This is a genomic window from Pseudomonas sp. FA-1, from assembly GCF_056856075.1.
Map to the genome: position 1 here is coordinate 108949 of NZ_JBWXTH010000005.1, position 23008 is coordinate 131956.

Below are 23008 nucleotides of genomic sequence, written 5' to 3' on the forward strand. Positions count from 1 at the left end.
TGGAAAGAGGCGGCAGCATTGTCTACGGGTAATTTGGATTTCGAACAGTTCCGGGTCTTCCTGGAGAAAGCCTGTGGCATCTTGCTGGGCGAGAATAAGCAGTACCTGGTCTCCAGCCGTCTCAACAAGCTGATGGAGCAGCAGGGCATCAAGTCGTTGGGCGAGTTGGTGCAGCGTATCCAGAGCCAGCCACGGGGCGGTTTGCGCGAGCAGGTGGTCGACGCCATGACGACCAACGAGACCCTGTGGTTCCGCGACACCTACCCCTTCGAGGTGCTCAAGAACAAGGTCATCCCGGAGTTCATCAAGAACAACCCCGGCCAGCGCCTGCGTATCTGGTCGGCGGCCTGCTCCTCGGGTCAGGAGCCGTACTCGATCTCCATGGCCATCGATGAGTTCGAGCGCAGCAACCTGGGCCAGTTGAAGATGGGCGCGCAGATCGTCGCCACCGACCTGTCCGGGTCGATGCTGACCAACTGCAAGACCGGCGAATACGACAGCCTGGCCATCGGCCGTGGCCTGTCCCAGGAGCGCCTGCAGCGCTACTTCGACACCAAGGGCCCGGGCCGCTGGGCGGTCAAGGCGCCGATCCGCAGCCGGGTGGAGTTCCGCTCCTTCAACCTGCTCGATAGCTACGCGGCGTTGGGCAAGTTCGACATCGTGTTCTGCCGCAACGTGCTGATCTACTTCTCGGCCCAGGTCAAGAAGGACATCCTGCTGCGCATCCACAGCACCCTCAAGCCCGGTGGCTACCTGTTCCTCGGCGCGTCCGAGGCGCTCAACGGCTTGCCGGACCACTACCAGATGGTGCAGTGCAGCCCGGGGATCATCTACCAGGCCAAATGAGGTAGGTGGAGGCTGTGAGGTTCAGCTTCAGAAGTCAGAGAAGCTGTAAGGCTCGAGTTCAGTGAGTTGTGAAAGGAAAAGTAGGTGCTCTACGGCCTTGACCTTTTCGAGATGCTCCACCTGGCTAGGCCCGCCCATCATATAGGTGCCAGGCGCCTGACGGCGCTTGGGCCGTGATAGTGCTACTTCATTGAGTGGTTGCAGCATCAATCGGGTTGCTCGGAGAAGGGATAAGGCTGCAGGTCTGCCAGTTGCGCAAGAAAGACCAAGTGCTCAATGGCGCTGACTTTTTGAAGGTGCTGCAGGGAGTCGGAGCCACCCAGCATGAGTGCAGGGAAAAAGCCGTACATCTCATCATGTTTAAGTCTGCCAAGCTTTTCTCTGGCGGGATTGAAAAGGTCATTGAAATCATTTGAGTCGACTTTTCTTGATAGGATAAAGCCTTGAAGTTCGGAGTTGAGCTGTTCTTTTGTAAAATCAGTTTTATAGAAGACGTACTGAGAGCTAAGGCTTGCTATTTCCAGTGAGAATCCAGTTTTTTCGCCCCATAGATATAAGTCTCCAAAAGCGCTTCTTGCAATCAAGTGATAGTTGTCATGTGAGTCAAATGCGGTGCCTGCAATCCAGCAGGAAACTACGGCGTCATACTCTTGTGGGTTGACCAGCCAGAATATGCCCTCTCCATAGCCTCCCCATCCATGTTCGGACCAATATTCCAAGAGCTTGGAAGGAAGCTTGTCTCTGTATCTTTCGATTGTGGAGGTGGGTACTTCCCGGCGGTCAATCGGTAGGCCGAAGTTTTCAATGAACTTGGAAAAAATTTTGTCCATTTCAATCGCCTTGCGTTAGCATTTGTGTAGTTTTATATTCATGCGGGTTGAGCCTCTGAGCTCCAGTGGTACCGTTTCGGCCGCTTTCTTCAAGTTGGGTATCTTTGTTTTCCATTGGGGTCCTATTATTGAGTTTACTTGTCGGTCCCCAAAGTCCGATATGACGTCTCGACCTCCTGCGATGAGGTCTGGGTTGTGTAGTGCCGCTGTGATTGACATGCGGTTTCGGGCTTTTTCTACTGCGATCCGTTGCGCTTCAGATGGATCCATGGTTTTCCTGAGCTCTTTTGCAAATTTTTCCTGGATGACTTCCTGTTCCTTCCTTCTCGCTCTCTGGGCAAGCCCTTTGTTTCGCTGGTTCGGGCTTTCAACTTTTTCCAAAAATTCTTCAACAGTCATCCCGTTGAGCCCATCTTCCTGGCCATTCAACTGTCGTTTGAATTCTCCTATTTTGTATTCCGGCACTTTGTCAGCTTTGAAGCATTCAACATTATGCAATGCCATCGTGCCGGGGTGGGCCTTCATTGGCTCCTTCTTGGGCTGATTCGGGCGAACCGGTTGCGGGTCACCCACCGCCCCCTTGCGCCGCTCCGGCACCTGCAGATCCGGCCGTTTCTTCAACCCTTCTTCATGCTTGAGCATCCATTGCCCCAGCCGCGCACCTTTGCGGCTGGCCGCCATCTCCTGCGCCAGCACCCGGGCGTCGCCTCGCCCGCGCGTGAGGTAGGACACAATCGCGCCCAGTAGCAACACCACGACTTCTACATGGCCCAGGGCAATATGATGGGCGGCTCGGGATACCGCATGCGGGTCGTCCTGGCTGAATGGGCTCAGACCTTCGTCGCCACGCGTACCTTTCCAGGCTATGCAGATGCCATCGAGGTAGTACTCGCCGATGCGTGGCAGGCCGTCGATGAAAAACTCGGCGATGGACGCCAGCCCCAGTACGCCGAGGATCCAGCCACTGACCTTAAGACCCATCGCCGCGCCCGCGCCGGCAAAGGGAATGGCGCCCGCTCCTGCACCCAATACGCCTATTCCTGCACCAATGGCGCCGCCGGTGATGACGCCGCTGGCGACGATCATCGCCATCTGCCTCACGACGATGAGCAGTTCGTCGACGATGCTGGCGATTTCGAGGTCGGCGAAGCGTTGGCGCAGCATACGTGCAGCTTGCCATTCAGCCTGGTCGAAGGCCGACTGAACGGCTCTGACCCGGCGTAGGTTGAGCGCCAGCGAGGCGACCTGTTCGTTGAGGTGTGTGCGGAAATGGGCGCCTCCTTGATAGCCCATTTCATTGATGATGCGTGACTCGATTTCCTGCCACGAGGGTATGTAGTGGCCCAGAAACATGTGGTGTCTCCCTGACAGCGTGTGCAGGGGGAAATCACATCACGAAAAAATGGTGATCATTTCCGTGTGGCTTGTGGGAAAATTCGCAAACTTCACTGAAATCGCCGACAAAATCGTCGATGGTATAGCTCGAGAGCGATCTGGTTCGCCCAGACCCTGGGCCTCAAGCTGTGCGTGGTTCGACCATGGCTCAATTGGTGTCAATTTTTTGTTTTGCCGCTTTTGCCACCACGCGATTGCCGCTTTCCCTTCACCAGGCGGAAGCACTTTGCCGCTTTTCTGGCATCCCGCTTTGCCACCTGCGCCCCAAACCCCCGGTTTTACTGGGCCCCTGTCGCTTGGCACAAACCTTGCTCTAGCCTGCTCACGATTCTTCCGGTCAACCTTCGAAGGTTTCCCAGACATGAGCATCAGCTTCGACAAGGCGCTCGGCATCCATGAGCAGGCATTGAGCTTCCGCGCCCAGCGCGCCGAGGTCCTGGCCAACAACATCGCCAACGCCGACACGCCCAACTACAAGGCGCGCGACATGGATTTCTCGGCGGTGCTCGCCGCCGAGGCGGCCAAGCAGCAGGACGGCCGCATCGCCCTGGATCGTACCAACACCCGGCACATCGAGGCCCAGGGCCTGGCCATGGGCGATGACACCCTCAAGTACCGCACACCGATGCAGCCTTCGATCGACCAGAACACTGTCGATGCGCAGATCGAGCAGTCGAACTACGCAGAGAACGCCATTGGCTTCCAGGCCAGCTTCACCCTGCTCAACAGTAAATTCAAAGGGCTGATTTCGGCCCTGCGCGGAGAGTGACCATGTCCCTTGCCAGTGTCTTCAACATTGCCGGTAGCGGCATGAGTGCGCAGAACACCCGCCTCAACACCGTTGCCTCGAACATCGCCAACGCCGAGACCGTGTCCTCGAGCATCGACCAGACCTACCGCGCACGCCACCCGGTGTTCGCCACCACCTTCCAGCAGGCCCAGGATGGCGCCGGCCAGTCGCTGTTCCAGGACCAGGGCGAGGCGGGGCAGGGCGTACAGGTGATGGGCATCGTCGAGGACCAGAGCAACCTCGAGGCGCGCTACGAGCCCAACCACCCGGCGGCGAACAAAGACGGCTACGTCTACTACCCGAACGTCAATGTGGTGGAGGAGATGGCCGACATGATCTCCGCCAGCCGTGCGTTCCAGACCAACGCCGAACTGATGAACACCGCCAAGACCATGATGCAGAAGGTCCTGACCCTGGGTCAGTGATAAGGAATACGGACCATGGCTATCGATAGCACCAGTGGTGTGAACCTGAACGACGTCCTGTCGGCTTCGGGCGTGAGTACGGGCACCACCAAGAAAACCACGGCCGAGCCCGCCGACAAGAATGCGCTGGGCAAGGATGCGTTCCTGCAATTGCTGGTGACCCAGATGCAGCACCAGAATCCGCTCGACCCGCAGGACAACAGCGAGTTCGTGGCGCAGTTGGCGCAGTTCAGCAGCCTGGAGGGCATCACAACGCTCAACAGCACCGTCAACTCCATTGCCGGTGCGCTGGGTTCGTCCCAGGCGCTGCAGGCCTCATCGCTGGTCGGGCGCTCGGTGGTCGTGCAGAACGACAAGGCCGTGGTCGATACCGCCGAGAGCTTCAATGGCCAGATCGTCGTGCCGCAAAGTGTGGGCGAGGCGAAGGTCACCATCAAGGACAAGGACGGCAACGTCGTCAAGACCATCGAGTTGGGCGAACAGAAGGCCGGTTATGCCGACTTCATCTGGGACGGCACCAACGAGAAGGGCGAGAAAGTCGATCCTGGTACCTACAGCTTCGCCGCCACCACCACGGTGGATGGCAAGGCGGTGCAGTTGTCCACCCTGCTGCCGGCCAAGGTCACCAGCGTCAGCATCAACCCCAATGGCGAGATGATGCTCAACCTGGCCGGGCTCGGCAAAGTTTCCCTTTCCAGCGTGCAAACCATTGGTATCTAAGGCCGGCTAGCGCGGCACAAGGAGCTTCTACATGTCTTTCAATATCGGTCTTAGCGGTCTGTACGCAGCCAACAAGCAGTTGGACGTCACCGGTAACAACATCGCCAACGTCAACACCACCGGCTTCAAGTCCTCGCGTGCCGAGTTCGCCGACGTGTACGCCGGCGCCAACCGCCTGGGCGTAGGCAAGAACCAGGTCGGCAACGGCGTACGCCTGGCCGCGGTTTCCCAGCAGTTCAGCCAGGGTGACATCAACAACACCGGCAACGTGCTGGACATGGGCATCCAGGGCCAGGGCTTCTTCGTCCTGTCGGACAACGGCTCGATGGTCTACACCCGGGCTGGCGCGTTCCAGACCAACAAGGACAACTATGTGGTCACCTCGGACGGCCTGCGCCTGCAGGGCTACGCCGCCGATTCGACCGGCAAGATCCAGAAGGGTGTGCTGAGCGACCTGCGCATCGATACGTCCGCGCTGGCGCCGAAGGCCACCTCGTTGATCGACCAGGGCATCAACCTGAATTCCTCGGCCACCGACATTCCGCTGGAAGTCTACGATGACAGCACCCCGCCGGTGTTGGTGCCGAACAAGCCGTTCGACCCTGCTGATGAAACCACCTACACCAAGTCGTTCCCGACCAAGGTGTACGACAGCCAGGGCAACGAGCACACTATGGAGCAGTTCTATCGCAAGACTGGCACCAACGAATGGACCATGTACACCCTGGTGGACGGTCGCAATCCATTCGATCCGGCCTCCGAGGCGCCACTGACCGGCACCATCAGCTTCAACAGCGATGGCTCCGTCAAGAGCATGGCAGCTGACAACACCGGTCATCCGGCGGGCTCCTCGTTCACGGTCAGCAACAACACCTTCACCATGACCGGCTGGGTGCCGGCGGCGAAGAACGCTGCAGGCGACTGGGCTGCCAATGGTGCTGCAGGCAATGCAGACGGCATGCGCCTGTCGATGAACAGCACGACCTCCTACAACACCGAGACGGCGCGCATGTCGCAGTCCCAGGATGGCTATGCCACCGGCATCCTGTCGAGCCTGAGCATCGACTCCACCGGCGTGTTGTTCGCCAGCTTCAGCAACCAGCAGTCCCGCGCCATCGGTCAGGTCGCCATCGCCAGCTTTGCTAACGAGCAGGGCCTGCAGCAGATCGGTGGTACCCGCTGGACCGAGACATACTCCTCGGGCATTCCTGGCATCGATGCGCCGAAGACCGGCACGCTGGGGAGCGTCGAGTCCAACTCGCTGGAGGCGTCCAACGTCAACCTGACCCAGGAGCTCGTCGAGCTGATCAAGGCGCAGAGTAACTATCAGGCGAACGCCAAGACCATCTCCACCGAAAGCACCATCATGCAGACCATCATCCAGATGACCTGACGGTCACTGGTCGGTCGAGTGCGTGCGAACCCCTTTCCCGGTAAAGGGGTTCGTCGTTTTCGAGGTAAGGCTCATGAAGAAATGGATCGTCATGCTCGCCGCAGCGCTGTGTCTGCTCCAGGCGCAGGCGGCCGCGGCGCCCTGGTGGCGTTGGGAAAGCCAGGCCGACGGGCGCTTGGTGTGTTCGCAGTGGTCGCCTGGGGAGGGGTGGAAGCGCTTTGCCGGGCCCTACAACAATGCCGGTTGTCGCGAGCCGTAGCCGATTGCCGTCAGCGGCAAGATGGCGCCGGATATCCGGCGTCGTCCATTCCAAAGGCGTCCCTCAAAGCCCGTATTCACAGGCTTTTTCATGATTTCGAAAAGTTGGTTCGGAACTTGCTTTAGTGCCTGCAAAGCAACGCTGGCGGCAATCGGTCGTCGGTGCAGCGGAGGATGATTGTGGACAAGATGCTTTACGTGGCCATGACCGGCGCCAGCCAGAACGCGCTGGCCCAGCGGGCCCACGCCAACAACCTGGCGAACGTTTCCACCAACGGCTTCCAGCGCGACCTGGAGCAGGCGCGGTCGATGCCGGTGTTCGGCGACAGCTTTCCGGCGCGTGCGTTTGCCATGACCGAACGCCCGGCGACCGACTTTACCGCAGGTGCCCTGGTGGAAACCGGCCGCGAGCTGGACGTAGCCGTCAGCGGTGACGGTTTCATCGCCGTGCAGGCACCGGACGGCAGCGAAGCCTACGTGCGCACCGGCAGCCTGAACATCGATGCCCTGGGCGTGCTGCGTGCCGGCAACGGCATGCCGGTCATCGGCAATGGCGGCCCGATCGCCATTCCGCCGGAGCAGAAGGTGGAGATCGGCGAAGACGGCACCATCAGCATCCGCGCCATGGGTGAAGACCCGCGGGTGATGGCCGAGGTCGATCGCATCAAGCTGGTCAACCCCGATACCAAGGGCCTGACCAAGGGCCTGGACGGCATGATCCACACCACCAGCGGCCAGCCGGCCGATGCCGACGTCAACGTCAAGGTGGTGTCGGGTTTCCTGGAGTCGAGCAACGTCAACGCCGTCGAGGAAATGACCTCGGTACTGGCCCTGTCCCGCCAGTTCGAGCTGCACGTCAAGATGATGAACGCGGCCAAGGAAGGCGATGAAGCCATGGCTCGGGTTTTGCAAATCGGCTAATCACTTTTGAACGGGTGCCGTAAAACAGGCGCACGAGGAGAACACTAAATGCTTCCGGCTCTTTGGGTCGCTAAGACCGGCCTGTCCGCCCAGGACACCAACCTGACCGTCATCTCCAACAACCTGGCCAACGTTTCGACCACCGGCTTCAAGCGTGATCGTGCCGAATTCCAGGATCTGCTGTATCAGGTCAAGCGCCAGCCCGGTGCCCAGTCGACCCAGGACAGCGAGCTGCCCTCGGGACTGCAGGTCGGTACCGGTGTACGTATCGTCGGCACTCAGAAGAACTTCCAGACCGGCAGCCTGCAGACCACGGAGAACCCGCTGGACATGGCCGTCAATGGCCGCGGTTTCTTCCAGGTGCTGCAACCGGATGGCACCGTTTCCTACACCCGCGACGGCACCTTCCACCTGAACTCCGACGGCCAGATCGTCACCGCCAACGGTTTCGCCCTGGAGCCTGCGATCGTCGTGCCGCCAGATGCCCAGACCTTCACCGTCGGCCAGGACGGCACCGTGTCGATCACCACCGCCGGCAACCCGGCCGCACAGATCATCGGCAACATCCAGACCGCCGACTTCATCAACCCGGCCGGCCTGCAGGCCATCGGCAACAACCTGTTCCTGGAGACCGCCGCCAGCGGTGCGCCGCAGATCGGTACCCCGGGCCTGAACGGCTTCGGCACCACCTTGCAGCAGACCCTGGAGAACTCCAACGTCAGCACCGTGGAAGAGCTGGTGAACATGATCACCACCCAGCGCGCCTACGAGATGAACTCCAAGGTCATCTCCACCGCCGACCAGATGCTCTCGTTCGTCACCCAGCAGCTGTAAGCCCCAAGCCCGTTACACCGTGAGGTAAGCGTCATGAATCGTCTGTTGTCCGTCTTCGCCCTCGGGGGCGCGGTGTTGTTGGCCGGTTGCGTCGCGCCGACGCCAAAGCCCAACGACCCGTATTACGCGCCGGTGTTGCCGCGTACCCCGTTGCCCGCGGCGGCCAACAACGGTTCGATCTACCAGGCCGGTTTCGAGCAGAACCTGTACACCGACCGCAAGGCGTTCCGGGTGGGTGACATCATCACCATCACCCTCAACGAGCGCACTTCGGCGAGCAAGAACGCAGGTTCGCAGATCCAGAAGAACAGCAATGCCAACATCGGCCTGACCTCGCTGTTCGGCACCACCCCGAACACCAACAACCCGTTCGGGGGCGGTGACCTGTCGCTGGAGGCCGGCTATAGCGGCGAGCGTGCCACCAAGGGCGACAGCAAGGCGACCCAGGGCAATACCCTGACCGGTTCGATTACCGTCACCGTGGCCGAGGTGCTGCCCAACGGCATCATCGCCGTGCGTGGCGAGAAGTGGCTGACCCTGAACACCGGCGAGGAGCTGGTGCGCATCGCCGGCCTGATCCGCGCCGATGATATCGCCACCGACAACACCGTGCCGTCCACCCGTGTGGCCGATGCGCGTATCACCTATTCGGGTACCGGCTCCTTCGCCGATGCCAGCCAGCCCGGTTGGCTGGACCGCTTCTTCATCAGCCCGCTCTGGCCCTTCTGAGTCGAATGACCATGTTCAACGTAAGGCAGCTGATCGCCGCGACCCTGCTTCTGTCCTGTGCCTTCGGCGCCCAGGCCGAGCGCCTGAAGGACATCGCCAGCATTTCCGGCGTGCGTACCAACCAGTTGATCGGCTACGGCCTGGTGGTGGGCCTGAACGGCACGGGTGACCAGACCACCCAGACCCCATTCACCCTGCAGACCTTCAACAACATGCTCTCGCAGTTCGGCATCAAGGTGCCGCCAGGGTCGGGCAACGTGCAGCTCAAGAACGTGGCGGCAGTATCGGTGCACGCGGACCTGCCGGCCTTCGCCAAGCCCGGCCAAGTGGTCGACATCACCGTTTCTTCCATCGGTAACTCCAAGAGCCTGCGCGGCGGCAGCTTGCTGATGACCCCGCTCAAGGGTATCGACGGCAATGTCTATGCCGTGGCCCAGGGCAACCTGGTGGTGGGCGGCTTCGACGCCGAAGGGCGGGATGGTTCCAAGATCACCGTCAACGTGCCCTCGGCTGGCCGTATCCCGGGCGGTGCCACCGTCGAGCGTGCGGTGCCAAGCGGCTTCAACCAGGGCAACAGCCTGACGCTGAACCTCAACCGTCCGGACTTCACCACCGCCAAGCACATCGTCGACAAGATCAACGAACTGCTCGGCCCGGGTGTCGCCCAGGCCGTGGATGGCGGCTCGGTGCGCGTCACCGCGCCCATGGACCCCAGCCAGCGGGTGGACTACCTGTCGATCCTCGAGAACCTGGAGATCGACCCGGGCCAGGCCGTGGCCAAGGTCATCATCAATTCGCGTACCGGCACCATCGTCATCGGCCAGAACGTCAAGGTCTCGCCGGCGGCGGTGACCCACGGCAGCCTCACCGTGACCATCACCGAAGACCCGATCGTCAGCCAGCCGGGGCCGTTCTCCAATGGCCAGACCGCCGTGGTACCGCGCTCTCGCGTCAATGCCCAGCAGGAGGCCAAGCCGATGTTCAAGTTCGGCCCGGGTACCACCCTGGACGAGATCGTCCGTGCGGTGAACCAGGTCGGGGCGGCGCCCAGCGACCTGATGGCGATCCTCGAAGCCCTGAAGCAGGCCGGCGCCTTGCAGGCCGACCTGATCGTGATCTGAGGAGGCCTGCCCATGACGCCCAAGAGCCTGGTCTCCGGGCACGCCGACAGCGGCGCCTATACCGACCTCAACCGCCTGAGTTCGCTCAAGCACGGTGATCGCGACAGCGACGCCAACGTGCGCAAGGTGGCCCAGGAGTTCGAATCGCTGTTCATCAGCGAGATGCTCAAGGCCTCGCGCAAGGCCAGCGACGTGCTGGCCGACGACAACCCGATGAACAGCGAGACGGTCAAGCAGTACCGCGACATGTATGACCAGCAGCTGGCCGTGAGCATGTCGCGCGAGGGCGGCGGCATCGGCCTGCAGGATGTGCTGGTACGCCAGTTGTCGAAGAACAAGGGCCCATCCGTCAATACCAGCCCGTTCCCACGCATCGAGGGGCATGCCCCTGCATTGTGGGGCAGCAAGGTGGCCGAGCCGGTGCGTATCAGCGAATCAGCCGCGACCCGTAACGACGTCGCGGCCCTCAATGCACGGCGCCTGGCGCTGCCGGGCAAGCTCACCGACCGTCTGCTGGCCGGCATCGTGCCGTCGGCGGCCACCAGCAACACCGCCGCCGTGCCGGCCCGCGAAGGGCAGCAGGTCGCGCGCAGCTTCGCCGTGCCGGATGACGGCCTGCGCATTCTTGGCCGTGCCGTGGCGCAGCCACCGCTGGCACCGAAGAAGGCCTTCAGCGACAGCGACCAGTTCGTCGCCACCATGCTGCCGATGGCCGAGCAGGCGGCCAAGCGCATCGGCATCGACCCCCGCTACCTGGTGGCCCAGGCCGCCTTGGAAACCGGTTGGGGCAAGTCGGTGATGCGCAACGCCGACGGCACCAGCAGCCACAACCTGTTCGGCATCAAGGCCACCGGTAATTGGCAGGGCGGGCATGCGCGGGCGATCACCAGTGAGTTCCGTGGTGGGCAGTTCGTCAAGGAGACCGCGGCGTTCCGTTCCTACGACTCCTACCAGGACAGCTTCCACGACCTGGTCAGCCTGTTGCAGAACAACACGCGCTATCAAGATGCGGTGAAGGCGGCCGATAACCCGGAACAATTCGTGCGGGAGCTGCAAAAGGCCGGGTATGCCACCGACCCGAACTACGCCAGCAAGATCTCGCAGATCGCAAGACAGATGAAGTCGTACGAGAGCTACGCAATGCTCGGTACCACAACGCAACTTTAAGGGTTTGGAACCATGGCGAGTTTGATCAATATTGGCATGTCGGGCCTGGGTGCCGCGCAATCGGGGATGTATACCCTGGGCAACAACATCGCCAACGCCGATGTGGACAGTTATTCTCGCCAGCAGATCGTGCAGAAGACCAAGGGCTCGCAGCAATACGGCCAGGTGTTCATCGGCAGTGGCACCACCCTGGCCGACGTGCGCCGGGTGTACAACGCCTTCCTGGAAAACCAACTGCGTACCACCACGTCGCTGTCCAGTGACGCCACCTCCTACCTGAACCAGATCACTCCGCTGGATACCGCCCTGTCGAGCGCCGACACCGGTATCACGGCTGCGCTCAAGAGCTTCTTCGGTGCCCTGCAGGATGCCGCGGCCAAGCCTAACGAGGACGCCTCGCGCCAGTTGCTGCTGGGTAGCTCCCAGGCACTGGCCAAGCGTTTCAACACGCTGTCGGCTCAACTGAACCAGCAGAACAGCAACATCAACGCCAACATGGCGTCGATCACCGACAAGGTGAACAAGCTCACCGCGACCATCGCCGAGTACAACGACCAGATCTCCCGGATCTCGGCCGTGCAGGGCAGCCCCAACGACCTGCTCGACCAGCGTGACGGCGCCGTACGCGAGCTGACCGCGCTGATCGGTGCCGATGTGGTGGAGCGCGAAGGCAACTACGACATCTACCTGAAGAACGGCCAGGCCCTGGTGCTGGGCAAGACTACTCAGACCCTGGGCGTAGAGCCAAGCCAGACCGACCCGACCCGCATGAGCCTGGTGCTCAACCGCGGTTCCACCAAGATGGATATCACCAACAGTGTCAGCGGTGGCGAGCTTGGTGGGCTGCTGCGCTACCGGCGCGACACCCTGGACCCGGCCCTCAATGAATTGGGCCGCGTCGCTCTGGTGGTGGCCGATGCCATCAACCGCCAGCTGGCGCAAGGCATCGACAAGAACGGCGAGTTCGGCGCCACCTTGTTCGGCGACATCAACAGTGCCAAGGCCATCAGCGAGCGCAGTGTGGCGTCGCAGCGCAACAGTGCAGGTTCCGGCAACCTCGACGTCACCATCAAGGACACCGGCAAGCTGAGCACCAGCGATTACCAGGTGACCTTCACCAGCGCCACCGAGTACAGTGTACGCAAGCTGCCCGAGGGAACCGACATGGGCTCCTTCGACCTCAATGACGACCCGGCTCCGGTCATCGACGGTTTCACCCTGTCGCTCAAGGGTGGCGCGGTGAGTGCCGGGGACAGCTTCAAGATCACCCCGACCCGCAACGCGGCCGCGTCCATCGAATCGGTGCTCACCGACCCGGACCGCCTGGCCATGGCCGCCCCCCTGACGGGCGTCAACGGCGCAGGCAACAAGGGCACCGGTTCGATCACCCAGCCGACCCTGACCTCGTCGCTCGACATCTACGATGCGGCCCAGCGCAGCGAACTGCAGACGGGCCTGAAGTACTCGACGCCGGTCAAGCTGGTGTTTGGCGATGACAGCGCCTCGCCCCAGGGCTACACGATGTATGACGCCAAGGGCAATGCCATCGGCACCGGCACCATCATCCCCGGCCAGGAAAACAAGCTGCAGCTGTCCGTGCCGATGGTCGACGCCAACGGCGACCCGATCATGGACGGCAGCACCCAGAAGACCTTCACCTTCGAGATGAATGTCTCCGGTGCGCCGAAGAACGGCGACAGTTTCACCGTATCGCTGACCGGCGCGGGCTCGGCGGACAACCGCAACGCCCAATCGGTGCTCGACCTGCAGACCAAGGGCACCGTCGAAGTCGGTGCCGACGGCAAGGGCATCAGCTTCACCGATGCCTACGCCAAGCTGGTCTCCAATGTAGGGGGCAAAACCTCCCAGGCCAGCATGGACGGCAATGCCACCAATGCCTTGCAGCAGTCCGCCCTGGACAGCCGCAACTCGGTATCGGGCGTGTCCGTCGACGAAGAAGTCGGCAACCTGGTCAAGTTCCAGCAGTACTACACCGCGTCGTCGCAGATCATCAAGGCGGCCCAGGAAACCTTCGCCACCTTGATCAACAGCCTTTAAGGAGCCGTAGACCGTGCGCATCTCCACTTCGCAGTTCTACAACACCAGCAGCGCGAACTACCAGCGTACCTTCTCCAACGTCAACAAGACGTCTCAGGAAGCCAGCGACTTCCTGCGCGTACGCACCGCCGCCGACGACCCGGTGGGCGCAGCGCGCCTGCTGCAACTGGAACAGCAGCAGAACCTGCTGGAGCAGTACAGCGGCAATATCGTCAATGTGCGCAACGCGTTGGGGACTGCGGAAAGTACGCTCAATGCCATTGGTACGATCCTGCAGCGGGTCAATGAGCTGGCGGTGAGCTCGGGCAATGGTGGTTTTACCGACTCCGATCGCAAGGCCAACGCCGACGAACTCGCATCGCTGGAAGAGCAGTTGTTCTCTTTGATGAACAGCAAGGATGAGAACGGCAAGTACCTGTTCTCCGGTTCCAAAGGCGACACGCCACCGTATGTGCGCAACGCCGACGGCACCTACAGCTATCAGGGCGACCAGGGGCAGTTGATGCTCCAGGTCGGAGACATGCTCACCCTGGCGGCCAACGAGACGGGCTACAGTGCCTTCGAGCAGGCCCTAAACACCAGCCGCAGCGAGACCCACCTGACCGCGCCAGGCATTGATGATGGCCGAGTCAGCCTGTCCAACGGTCAGGTCTCTGGCAGTGCGACCTACAATGACCGCTTCCGTAGCGGCGAGCCGTACAGTATCGAATTCACCAGCAGCACCCAGTACAAGATCCTCGATGCAAACGGCAACGATGTGACGCTTGAAGCCAGCCAGGGGGGAACGTTCGATCCGAAGGATGAAAACACCACCATCAGCTTCCGTGGCATCGACTTGCGCTTGGATATCTCCCTCAAGGCCGGGGACGAGAATGACCCGGATGCGGCCATTGCCGGACATACCTTCAGCCTGAGCTCCAAGGCCGATTCGATTGCCGGTACCCGAAGCCCGGGCAATAGCTCGTCGAGCCAGGTGACCAGTGCCGCGATCAGCGATGATTCGGTATACAAGGCGGCCTTTCCAGGCGGCGGCGCGGTGCTCAAGTTCACCAGCGCGACCGAGTTCGAGCTGTATGCTGCCCCCATGACCGACGACAGCCGACCGGTGTCGACGGGGACGCTGAATGGCACCACGGCTACTGCTGCAGGCGTCAGTTTCGAATTGTCGGGCGCACCCGAGGCGGGTGATTCGTTTGCGGTCAAGGTGGACAACCACCAGACCCAGAACGTGCTCGATACCATCGGCCAACTGCGCTCTGCGTTGATGACGCCCCAGGACAACGACCCTGTCGCGCGGCAGCATTTCCTGGCCTCGCTGGATTCGGCCATTGGCAACATCGGCAGTGCGATCAACCAGGTCTCCTCGTCGGTCTCTTCCATCGGGGGGCGCGGACAGGCGCTGGATGTGCAGGCCGAAACCAACGAGGCGCTGAGCACCGAGAACAAGAAGACCCAGAGTTCGATTCGTGAGAGCGACCCGGCGGAGGTCATGCTGCGCCTGGAGATGCAGAAGAACATGCTGCAGGCTTCGATGCAGTCGTATGCAAAGATCGTTGGGTTGTCGTTGGTCAACTACATCTGATTTGCAGCCAAGCCTGAATGAGAGGGGCTCGCCGGTCATGCATGGCGAGCCCCGTATCCCGGTGTTCGAGAGCAGGCCCTCCATTCAAAGCGAGGTTCCATTCCTCCAGGCAGACCATTTTTCAGGTGAGCATTCGTGAAGGCATATCCTCTCGTCACCATCGCAATTCCAGCGTTCAATCCACACTTCTTCCGACGCGCCTTGGCCAGCGCGCTTGCCCAGGACTATCCCAATATCGAGATCATCGTCTGCGACGATAGCGCTGACGGGGAAATCGAGACGGCCTGCGCAGCATTGGGCGAGGGCGCTCAGATGCCCCTGCGCTATGTACGCAATCCTGGATGCCTGGGATTCGCTCGCAACCTCCTGGCCTGTTTGACGCACGCCAATGGGGAGTTCATCAAGTTCCTGTGCGATGACGATACCCTGCTCGCACCTTGCATTTCCCAGCAGGCGCAGGCCCTGGTCGAGTGGACCTCGGCAAGTATGGTGATCAATCAGCGCCTGCTCTGTGACGCAGATGACGTGCTGTTGCCATCACGAGCCCTCAACTGGGTTATTTCCTCCACGAGCGCCTTGATCAACGGCACCGATTTGCTCGCATGCGTTGCCGATAACGCGATCAACCTCTTCGGCGGTATCAGTCACGCGTTGTTCCGTCGCGCTCAAGTCCAAGAATATTTGCCCACCCTGGTGCAGGACGGTCATGGCTTCGCGGCCCGTCTGGACATGGCGTTGTACATTTGCCTCTTGCGCCGTGGCCATCTATGCAGCCTGGACCAAGTGCTGAGTCTTGAGCGTGTGCATGCTGGCAGGCTGAGTCACAACGTGACGACGACTGAGGCGGCAAGGACCGAGACCCAATGGTTACTGCAAATGCTGGCATCACGTACCGGCGAGCTGCCGCCGGCTTCCGGTTGGGTGCGATATCACAACCTGACGTCACCTGGCAGCGGCGAGCGCCGGTGGGAAGAGTTGAACCTGCGCAGTGCATTCTCCGAACAAATGGATGACTTCAGGTTGCAAGTTGGGACCGACAGCCTCAGCTTCGCCGAGTTGTATTCGCAATGGCTGGAATGCCGCAGCTTGTCGCAAGGTCAATTGAGTCTGCTGTCCAGGCGGATCGAGCAGTGGCCTGGACGACCGCGCATCGTTCCGGTGATCTTCTGTGAAGAAGGTGACGAGGCTGCCCTTCGGGCCACCTTGGACACCCTGGCGACTCAATCCTATTCTGCCTGCCGTCCGTTGGTACTGGGCCCTGCCTCGATGGACGAGCGCACCGAGGTGCACTATCGGATGCTGCAGGGCGAGGGGGTAGGTGCGCTCAACGGTTGGCTCGAGCACGCCGATGCCGACTGGCTTTTCCTTCTGCGCGCCGGAGATCGTTTGCACCCGCATGCAATGGTGCTGATGGCGGAACGCATGGCGCTCCGTGGAGACAGTCTTTGCCTGTACATCGATGAAGGTGCTCACGACGGGCGCATGCCATCGGACCCTGTCTTCAAGCCCGACTTCAACTTGGATTTGATGCGTAGCTTGCCTTACGTAGGGCGGCTTTTGGCGTTTCGATGCGAAGCGGTGCGTACGCTGGGCGGGTTCGATGAGCAATTTGCGAGCCTGGCACCGCATGACCTTCTATGGAGGATGGTCGAGAATCACGGGCTGCACGTTGTCGAACATATCCCCGAAGTGTTGGTGCACAGTTCGTATGGCTATGCCGATTGGTTGCGCGACCCGGTCGGACAGTCACGGGCATCCGAGGTAGTCCGGGCGCACCTGCAACGCCTGGGTGTGCCTGCGCAGATCGACGGGGTGCCGGGCAGCATGGTGACGCGTGTGCGGTATCTGCACGAGCAAGCCGCAGGGGTATCCATTCTTGTCCATGCCGGGCACGACCTGCTGCGCTTGAGGCGGTGTGTCGAGTCGCTGTTCGAACATACAGAGTATGACGCCTACGAAGTGCTGTTGGTCGCCAACGGCCAAGAGCCAGCCGATGTTCGTGATTGGTTGGATGCGATGCGTGGTCTGGGTGGCCAGCTGCGAGTGATCGACGTTCCTGGCGCGGAGCCTGCGCAAGGCGTGAACCTGGCCAGCCAGTATGCCCGTGGCGACTACCTGCTGGTGCTCGATACCGGTTGTGCCTTTTTCGACGATACGTGGCTGCGGGAAATGATGAACCATGCCCAGCGCCCGGAAGTGGGCGTTGTTGGTCCGGGCCTGGTCAATCACGATGGTCTGATCGCTGCCGGGGCATTGGTGCTCGGACTCAGGGGGCCTGCTGGAAATCCGTTCCTGATGTCGGCCATGCATTCGCATGGCGGCGTGAACCGTTTGGGCTTGGTTCAGAACTGGAGTGCTCTGAGCTTGGACTGTTTGTTGGTTCGGCGGGAACTGTTCGACGAACTGCAAGGCATTGAAATGCACGCGTCTCCACCAGATTGGTGTGGCGCCGATCTTTGTCTGCGTGCTCGCGAGAAAGGTTACCTCGTCGTCTGGACGCCTGAGGCCAGGGTCGCTCAATTGACCCAGGCGCACAGCCCTGTCGTGCAGGAAGCCGACCAGGAGATTTTTCTCCAACGATGGCTGGGCAAGGTCGCAAAGGATCCGGCCTACAACCCGAACCTGAGCCTCACATTGATGAGTTTCAACCTCGAGCCCGGGTTGCGCGAAGGCTGGGATCCGTTTATCGAAAAGGCTGCGCCTTCTGTGCTGGCTGTGCCACGCAATACTTCGGGCGTAGGTCATTATCGAGTCATCCAACCCTTCACCGAGCTCGAACGCGCCGGTTATATCCAAGGCCGGATGAATTTCAGGGCACCGCACCTGATCGAACTGGAGCGGGAAAAGCCCGATGCAATCATCCTGCAGTATCGGTACTCGCCGGAAGACATCAGGACGCTGGGCCGTATCAAGCGCTTTTCCCAAGCGCGGCGGGTCTTCGAACTGGACGACTACGTCATCGATCCACCAAAGAAGAATGATCATGCGCGCAACCAGGCGAGCAATATACGGGAATTGCTTGGCCAGGCCATTGGCCTGTGCGACAGGCTGGTAGTCTCTACCGAGCCGTTGGCCGATGCATTGGCGGATTATCATCACGATATTCAGGTAGTGCCCAATATGCTCGCGGCCTCGTTGTGGACGGGGCTGTCGAGCTTGCGTCAGACCAGCGCACGTCCACGAGTGGGATGGGCGGGCGGGACCAGTCACCGTGGCGATCTGGAGATGATGAAAGAAGTGCTCCAAAGCCTGGCACATGAAGTCGACTGGGTATTCTTCGGCATGTGTCCGGACATGTTGCGGCCGTACGTAAAGGAATTCCACGACAGTGTTCCACTGGTGGCGTATCCGCAGAAACTGGCCAGTCTCAACCTGGACCTAGCGCTCGCACCGCTTGAGCAGAACCTGTTCAACGACTGCAAGAGCAACTTGCGTTTGCTGGAGTACGGTGTGTGTGGCTACCCAGTCATCTGTACCGATACCAAGGCCTATTCAGGCTATTTGCCTTGCACCCGGGTACGAGAGAACACCACCGAGCAATGGCTCGATGCTATCCGCATGCACCTGGCCGATCCTCAGGCCAGTTACCGCCAAGGCGATGCCCTGCGTGAGGCGGTATTGCGTGACTATGTATTGACGCCGCACCACCTGCAGCATTGGGCCAATGCCTGGCTGGCTGACTGACTTTCGGCGCTCGGCAAGCCCCGGGCGCTTCCATCCATCGACATAGGTGCACTATGAACGCAATCGCAACCGATTCACGCAATGACGTGACGGTCGTTCTACTGGGACATGAACAGGTCGACCATCGTGCGCGTGCGTTGCACTACTACGATCAGCAAGGCGTACCATGCCTGCCTCTGGCCCCCTTGGAAGGCGATGAGACGCTTGGCCCATGGCAAGAGCAATTGGCCGGCGCGCTGCAGCATGTCTCCACACCGTTCGTGATGTTGGCCCAAGATGCCGATTTCGTACTCGCTTGCGCTTTGGACAAGGCCTCCGTCTGCCTGCAGACTCTGCCACAGGCCAGCGGCGCCCAGGGATACGCGCTCGCCTATGTACCCGGCCGCAGCAAGCTGTCCTACTACAAGGTCGGTTCGGTGCTGCCTGATGTTGGCTCGGACCCTGTCGTCGGCCTGCGCCAGTATGCCGAGGCTGGCCAGCAGGCCTGGCGAGCGGTATTGCGCGTCGAAGCCCTGCAGCAGGCCTTGGCATGTATGCCTGGGTGTCTGGATGCTGCCAGTTGGCGTGTTGCGCTTTCCTGGGTGCTATTGACTCAACAGATGATCGTGCCCTTGCAGCAGACGGATGTAATCTGTGGCTACCGCCCGACATCCGTACCGGCTGCCGTACGCCAGGAGCGTCGGGACCAGTTGGTCCGTACCTTGCGCGCTACAGACGCGGCAGCTCAGGGCCTGCATCAGGATGAGTCTGGTGTCGCGACACTGAACGCGTTCGTTCATTGCACCTATGAACCAGACCACAGCGCGTTGCTGTTTACCTCTACATGGAGCAGCGTGACCCCCAAGCCTGAGCGTGTCTTCGAGCCGAAGCAGTTCGTTGAGTTGCCTTATTACAATGGCGCCCTGTTCAATCGCCTGGCCGAGGTGGAGTTCCTCTGTCATGCCTGGCCGGTCGGTCAGCAGCAGATCCATGCGCTGGAGGGCGTCTGGGTCCAACAGGACCGGTTGCTGCAACGGCACCCGAACGACACGGCCGAAAGCTTGCAAGAGCGATATTGGCAAGCATTGGCGCTGAATGTTTTCAATCGCACGGTTTGCCAGTGCCTGCTTGCGTCTTTCGACAAGGAGGATGACGAGGCTAAATCCGTCGAACTGAACGCCTGGCTCGAACGCCTGGCCCAGGTGCCGGATTACCTGCTGCAGGTATTCAAATCCACGCCTTCGGGTCGGCTGCTTCACGCTCTGGAAGCGGTCACGCCCGATGACATCGATCGCAAGCGGGTACATACGCACCTGAGCAGGAAAGCCGTGTCGGTAGCCTTCGTGGTGGTGGATCTGCAAAACGACGACACCGCGCTGCAAGCCACTTTCGACAGCATACTGGCCACCGGTGTGCGCGATTTCAAGTTGGTCGTGTTCAAGGCCGGGAAACCGCCGGTTATCACGACTGCTCGTGACACCCTGCACTTCATCCAGGTGTCGGAGGGCAATTGGGTAGGGCATTTGAACCAGGTGGTGCGGCAATTGCCCACTGACTGGCTGCTGTTGTTGCAAGCAGGGGACCAGTTGCTCTGTACAGGATTGCTGCACCTGCTGGTTGAGCTGGGAGACGCTCCACAGTGCCAGGCAATCTGCGCAAACGAAGTGCAACGGGATGAGGAGGGGCGTTTACATGCGGTGGTACGTCCTGGCGCGGACCTGAACCTGTTGCGCGCTCAACCAGGGCTGATGGCTCGTCATTGGGTGATGCGCCGCCAGGCTATCGTCGAGTTGGGGGGATACAGCGAAAGTCATGCCCAGGTGCTGGAATTGGACGTGTTGCTACGTCTGGCCGAAACGCAGGGGGTCGGCTGCATGGCGCATCTGAACGAGTACCTGGTCATCACCCAGCAAGCTGCGCCAAGCCTGGCAGCCGAAGCGCTTCCAGTCGTTGCTCGCCACCTCAAGCAACTCGGTTATGGCGCACAGGTGCAGGATCAGGGCGCAGCGGGGCTCTCGATCGACTACCGCCATGGCAACACGCCCCTGGTCAGCATCCTGGTAGCCAGCGAAGGCGATTTGGGCCAGTTGCAGGCATGCTTGACCAGCGTGCTCCAGCGCACCCGCTACCCTCGTTACGAACTGTTGGTCGCTTGTGGCAATGACGAAGTAGGAGCCCTCCAGGCATTTGCAAGCCGTGCTCGTCTGATAACAGCAGCAGCGGGCGCGTCTCGCGAACAGAGCCTGGAGATGTTGGCCGGCCAGGCGAATGGCCAATTCCTGTTGCTGCTATCGGAGCGTTGCCAAGTCATCAGCCCCGCCTGGATCGAGGCATTGGTCAATGAGGCCCAGCGTCCTGAGGTTGGCGTGGTCGGGGCTTGTCTGCATGCCGAGGATGGAACATTGGCTCATGCAGGCTATGAGTTGCTGGCCGGTCCGCAGGTACACACGCCCTGGCGAGGGTTGTCGTTCGAACAGAGTTCCGCAGCCCGTTGGCCCCAGTCGGTCCGTGGTTGTTCGGCAGTGGCCGGCGAGTGCGTGATGGTGCGTCGTGCGTTGTTCGATGAGTGCGGTGGGATCGCATCAATGCCTGATGTCGGTATCGGGCTCGGCGTGGTTGCGGCGGATCACGGCATGATGGTCGTCTGGACCCCCCGCGCACGGCTGCTGGTCAGTGCCATGCGGATTTGGGATCTGGCATCGAGTCAATCATTGGCCGCCCGGTGGCCGGCAGCCTTCAATGGTCAGGTCCGCTCCGGTTGCGAAGACCTCGCAGCAACAGCCTGTGTCGACCAGCAATGGCTGACAAGCATTGCGTAGTGGCTCGGGATTTGCAAAGCCGGGTACATGCCCGGCTTTTTCTTGCCTGATGGCAATTTATTGACAGCGCGAAGCAGGTTTCAACACGAGGTCCGGATGCAAAAAAAGGTGGCTGTGGTGCAGTCGAACTATATCCCTTGGAAAGGGTATTTCGATCTGATTCGCAAGGTCGATGCATTCATCCTGTATGACGATGTCCAATACACCCGTCGTGACTGGCGCAATCGCAACAAAATCAAGACAGCACAAGGCGAGCACTGGTTGACCGTTCCGGTAAAAAACAAAGGCCGGTACGAGCAGTGCATCAACGAAGTCGAGATCAGTGAGCCTGGCTGGGCGGCCCAGCATTGGAAGACGATCGAGATGAACTACCGGCGCGCGCCCTGCTTTTCCTCGATGGAAGGCCCTGTCCGCGCACTGTATGAGCACGCCGCCACCTGTACTCATCTTTCTCGTATCAATCAGGTCTTCATCGCTGGCCTGTGCCAACTGCTCAACATCCGAACGCCCCTTTATCGTTCCGAAGATCTTGGGCGAGCCGATGGCAAGAACGAACGCCTGATCCACCTGTGTCATGCCGTTGGCGGCACTGACTATCTCTCAGGACCCGCTGCCAGTTGTTATCTCGACGAACAAGCATTCGCCGCCGCCGGCTTGGGCCTTTCCTACATGAGCTATACGGGTTACCCGGAATATCCGCAACTGTTCGGTGAGTTCCAGCATGCCGTCAGCGTGATTGACCTGCTGTTCAATACCGGTGCCGATGCACCTACTTTCCTGGAGCGGTGCTGATGACCACGCCCATCCTGCAAGATGTCGAGCGTTATTACGCCTCGCGTATCCGTATGCACGGCGCCACGCCTGAGGGTGTCGACTGGAACGGAAGCCAATCCCAGCAGCTGCGGTTCGAACAATTGCTCAAGCTCGTGCCGGAACAGGACCAGCGACAAGGCTTCAGCCTGATCGACGTCGGGTGTGGTTATGGCGCACTGCTTGGCTGGCTGCGCGAGCGTGACATGGCGGTCGATTATCTTGGCTACGATCTTTGTCCTGAGATGATCGCCGCTGCAAAGCAACAGCACACTGTGGATGACGTGACCTGTTTCGAAGTCGGCAGTGCACCTTCGCGCCAGGCGGACTATGCCGTGGCCAGTGGCATCTTCAACGTACGTCAGGACGTCGCAGTCCAAGCGTGGGAAACCTATATCTCCACGGTGTTGAAGGACATGGATGCCTGTAGTCGCAAAGGGTTCGCCTTCAATTGCCTCACTTCTTATTCCGACGCTCCCTATATGCGTGACTACCTGTATTACGGCGATCCCTGCTTTTATTTTGATCTGTGTAAAAGCACCTACTCCAGGCAGGTGGCACTGTTGCATGACTATGGTTTGTACGAATTTACCCTGCTTGTGCGTAAGTCACTGTGACTGTTCGACGACGCCCCTTGTTTCCGGAGA

The 23008-nt window shown here is 60.5% G+C and carries 20 protein-coding genes; 17 read left to right on the forward strand and 3 right to left on the reverse strand.

Annotated features, from left to right (window positions below):
* The first annotated feature begins 18 nt into the window (after positions 1-18).
* On the forward strand, positions 19-846 hold the full coding sequence (cheR, locus tag AC1MHZ_RS11170) for a protein-glutamate O-methyltransferase CheR (RefSeq protein WP_084858256.1): 828 nt from the start codon (positions 19-21) through the stop codon (positions 844-846).
* Between the two features lie 27 nt (positions 847-873).
* On the opposite strand, the gene AC1MHZ_RS11175 is transcribed toward cheR, so the two are convergent.
* Genes AC1MHZ_RS11175 through AC1MHZ_RS11185 form a run of 3 tightly spaced genes read right to left on the reverse strand, consistent with a single transcriptional unit; the run spans position 874 to position 3029 of the window.
* Positions 874-1053 (reverse strand): T6SS immunity protein Tdi1 domain-containing protein, encoded by a 180-nt coding sequence (locus AC1MHZ_RS11175; RefSeq protein WP_482966350.1) that lies wholly within the window; start codon positions 1051-1053, stop codon positions 874-876.
* On the reverse strand, positions 1053-1676 hold the full coding sequence (locus tag AC1MHZ_RS11180; RefSeq protein ID WP_416767835.1) for a GAD-like domain-containing protein: 624 nt from the start codon (positions 1674-1676) through the stop codon (positions 1053-1055). The genes AC1MHZ_RS11175 and AC1MHZ_RS11180 overlap by 1 nt, the downstream gene beginning before the upstream one ends.
* A gap of 15 nt (positions 1677-1691) precedes the next feature.
* Positions 1692-3029, reverse strand: coding sequence for a DUF6861 domain-containing protein (locus AC1MHZ_RS11185; RefSeq protein WP_482966351.1), 1338 nt, complete (start codon positions 3027-3029; stop codon positions 1692-1694).
* A gap of 403 nt (positions 3030-3432) precedes the next feature.
* Between AC1MHZ_RS11185 and flgB the strand changes: the two genes are divergently transcribed.
* The 16 genes from flgB (at position 3433) to AC1MHZ_RS11265 (ending at position 22978) form a co-directional block, all read left to right on the forward strand.
* Complete coding sequence (flgB, locus tag AC1MHZ_RS11190) at positions 3433-3840, forward strand: flagellar basal body rod protein FlgB (RefSeq protein ID WP_084858255.1); 408 nt, start codon at positions 3433-3435, stop codon at positions 3838-3840.
* Between the two features lie 2 nt (positions 3841-3842).
* A complete protein-coding gene (gene flgC / locus AC1MHZ_RS11195) occupies positions 3843-4286 on the forward strand; it encodes a flagellar basal body rod protein FlgC (RefSeq protein ID WP_084858254.1) in 444 nt (147 codons plus the stop codon).
* A gap of 15 nt (positions 4287-4301) precedes the next feature.
* Positions 4302-5006, forward strand: a complete 705-nt coding sequence (gene flgD / locus AC1MHZ_RS11200) for a flagellar hook assembly protein FlgD (protein ID WP_480460342.1) — start codon at positions 4302-4304, stop codon at positions 5004-5006.
* A 31-nt stretch (positions 5007-5037) separates the two neighbouring features.
* Positions 5038-6399: a flagellar hook protein FlgE gene (gene flgE / locus AC1MHZ_RS11205; RefSeq protein ID WP_482966352.1), complete on the forward strand. Its 1362-nt coding sequence runs from the start codon at positions 5038-5040 to the stop codon at positions 6397-6399.
* A 73-nt stretch (positions 6400-6472) separates the two neighbouring features.
* Complete coding sequence (locus AC1MHZ_RS11210; RefSeq protein WP_482966353.1) at positions 6473-6658, forward strand: hypothetical protein; 186 nt, start codon at positions 6473-6475, stop codon at positions 6656-6658.
* A 179-nt stretch (positions 6659-6837) separates the two neighbouring features.
* Entirely contained in the window at positions 6838-7578 is a 741-nt protein-coding gene (gene flgF, locus AC1MHZ_RS11215) for a flagellar basal-body rod protein FlgF (RefSeq protein ID WP_084858250.1), read from the forward strand.
* 48 nt (positions 7579-7626) lie between these two features.
* The gene (flgG, locus tag AC1MHZ_RS11220) at positions 7627-8412 is read left to right on the forward strand and encodes a flagellar basal-body rod protein FlgG (protein ID WP_196144947.1); all 786 of its coding nucleotides are present in this window, start codon (positions 7627-7629) and stop codon (positions 8410-8412) included.
* Positions 8413-8445: 33 nt separating this feature from the next.
* Positions 8446-9141, forward strand: a complete 696-nt coding sequence (gene flgH, locus AC1MHZ_RS11225) for a flagellar basal body L-ring protein FlgH (protein ID WP_196144946.1) — start codon at positions 8446-8448, stop codon at positions 9139-9141.
* Positions 9142-9152: 11 nt separating this feature from the next.
* The gene (locus AC1MHZ_RS11230) at positions 9153-10262 is read left to right on the forward strand and encodes a flagellar basal body P-ring protein FlgI (RefSeq protein WP_084858247.1); all 1110 of its coding nucleotides are present in this window, start codon (positions 9153-9155) and stop codon (positions 10260-10262) included.
* A gap of 12 nt (positions 10263-10274) precedes the next feature.
* Positions 10275-11429 (forward strand): flagellar assembly peptidoglycan hydrolase FlgJ, encoded by a 1155-nt coding sequence (flgJ, locus tag AC1MHZ_RS11235; RefSeq protein ID WP_482966354.1) that lies wholly within the window; start codon positions 10275-10277, stop codon positions 11427-11429.
* A 12-nt stretch (positions 11430-11441) separates the two neighbouring features.
* A complete protein-coding gene (gene flgK, locus AC1MHZ_RS11240) occupies positions 11442-13487 on the forward strand; it encodes a flagellar hook-associated protein FlgK (RefSeq protein WP_480460336.1) in 2046 nt (681 codons plus the stop codon).
* A 13-nt stretch (positions 13488-13500) separates the two neighbouring features.
* Positions 13501-15069 carry a flagellar hook-associated protein 3 gene (locus AC1MHZ_RS11245; RefSeq protein ID WP_482966355.1) on the forward strand — a complete coding sequence of 523 codons (1569 nt, stop codon included), beginning with the start codon at positions 13501-13503 and terminating at the stop codon, positions 15067-15069.
* A 135-nt stretch (positions 15070-15204) separates the two neighbouring features.
* Entirely contained in the window at positions 15205-18753 is a 3549-nt protein-coding gene (locus tag AC1MHZ_RS11250; RefSeq protein WP_482966356.1) for a glycosyltransferase, read from the forward strand.
* A gap of 53 nt (positions 18754-18806) precedes the next feature.
* The gene (locus tag AC1MHZ_RS11255; RefSeq protein WP_482966357.1) at positions 18807-21551 is read left to right on the forward strand and encodes a glycosyltransferase; all 2745 of its coding nucleotides are present in this window, start codon (positions 18807-18809) and stop codon (positions 21549-21551) included.
* Positions 21552-21647: 96 nt separating this feature from the next.
* On the forward strand, positions 21648-22343 hold the full coding sequence (locus AC1MHZ_RS11260) for a WbqC family protein (protein ID WP_482966358.1): 696 nt from the start codon (positions 21648-21650) through the stop codon (positions 22341-22343).
* Entirely contained in the window at positions 22343-22978 is a 636-nt protein-coding gene (locus tag AC1MHZ_RS11265) for a methyltransferase domain-containing protein (RefSeq protein ID WP_482966359.1), read from the forward strand. The genes AC1MHZ_RS11260 and AC1MHZ_RS11265 overlap by 1 nt, the downstream gene beginning before the upstream one ends.
* Positions 22979-23008: the final 30 nt, after the last annotated feature.

Bases quoted from the DNA above. Each gene is read 5' to 3' on its own strand.
- AC1MHZ_RS11175 (WP_482966350.1), bottom strand. From the start codon at position 1,053: ATGCTGCAACCACTCAATGAAGTAGCACTATCACGGCCCAAGCGCCGT.
- AC1MHZ_RS11180 (WP_416767835.1), bottom strand. From the start codon at position 1,676: ATGGACAAAATTTTTTCCAAGTTCATTGAAAACTTCGGCCTACCGATT.
- AC1MHZ_RS11185 (WP_482966351.1), bottom strand. From the start codon at position 3,029: ATGTTTCTGGGCCACTACATACCCTCGTGGCAGGAAATCGAGTCACGC.
- flgB (WP_084858255.1), top strand. From the start codon at position 3,433: ATGAGCATCAGCTTCGACAAGGCGCTCGGCATCCATGAGCAGGCATTG.
- flgC (WP_084858254.1), top strand. From the start codon at position 3,843: ATGTCCCTTGCCAGTGTCTTCAACATTGCCGGTAGCGGCATGAGTGCG.
- flgD (WP_480460342.1), top strand. From the start codon at position 4,302: ATGGCTATCGATAGCACCAGTGGTGTGAACCTGAACGACGTCCTGTCG.
- flgE (WP_482966352.1), top strand. From the start codon at position 5,038: ATGTCTTTCAATATCGGTCTTAGCGGTCTGTACGCAGCCAACAAGCAG.
- AC1MHZ_RS11210 (WP_482966353.1), top strand. From the start codon at position 6,473: ATGAAGAAATGGATCGTCATGCTCGCCGCAGCGCTGTGTCTGCTCCAG.
- flgG (WP_196144947.1), top strand. From the start codon at position 7,627: ATGCTTCCGGCTCTTTGGGTCGCTAAGACCGGCCTGTCCGCCCAGGAC.
- flgH (WP_196144946.1), top strand. From the start codon at position 8,446: ATGAATCGTCTGTTGTCCGTCTTCGCCCTCGGGGGCGCGGTGTTGTTG.
- AC1MHZ_RS11230 (WP_084858247.1), top strand. From the start codon at position 9,153: ATGTTCAACGTAAGGCAGCTGATCGCCGCGACCCTGCTTCTGTCCTGT.
- flgJ (WP_482966354.1), top strand. From the start codon at position 10,275: ATGACGCCCAAGAGCCTGGTCTCCGGGCACGCCGACAGCGGCGCCTAT.
- flgK (WP_480460336.1), top strand. From the start codon at position 11,442: ATGGCGAGTTTGATCAATATTGGCATGTCGGGCCTGGGTGCCGCGCAA.
- AC1MHZ_RS11255 (WP_482966357.1), top strand. From the start codon at position 18,807: ATGAACGCAATCGCAACCGATTCACGCAATGACGTGACGGTCGTTCTA.
- AC1MHZ_RS11260 (WP_482966358.1), top strand. From the start codon at position 21,648: ATGCAAAAAAAGGTGGCTGTGGTGCAGTCGAACTATATCCCTTGGAAA.
- AC1MHZ_RS11265 (WP_482966359.1), top strand. From the start codon at position 22,343: ATGACCACGCCCATCCTGCAAGATGTCGAGCGTTATTACGCCTCGCGT.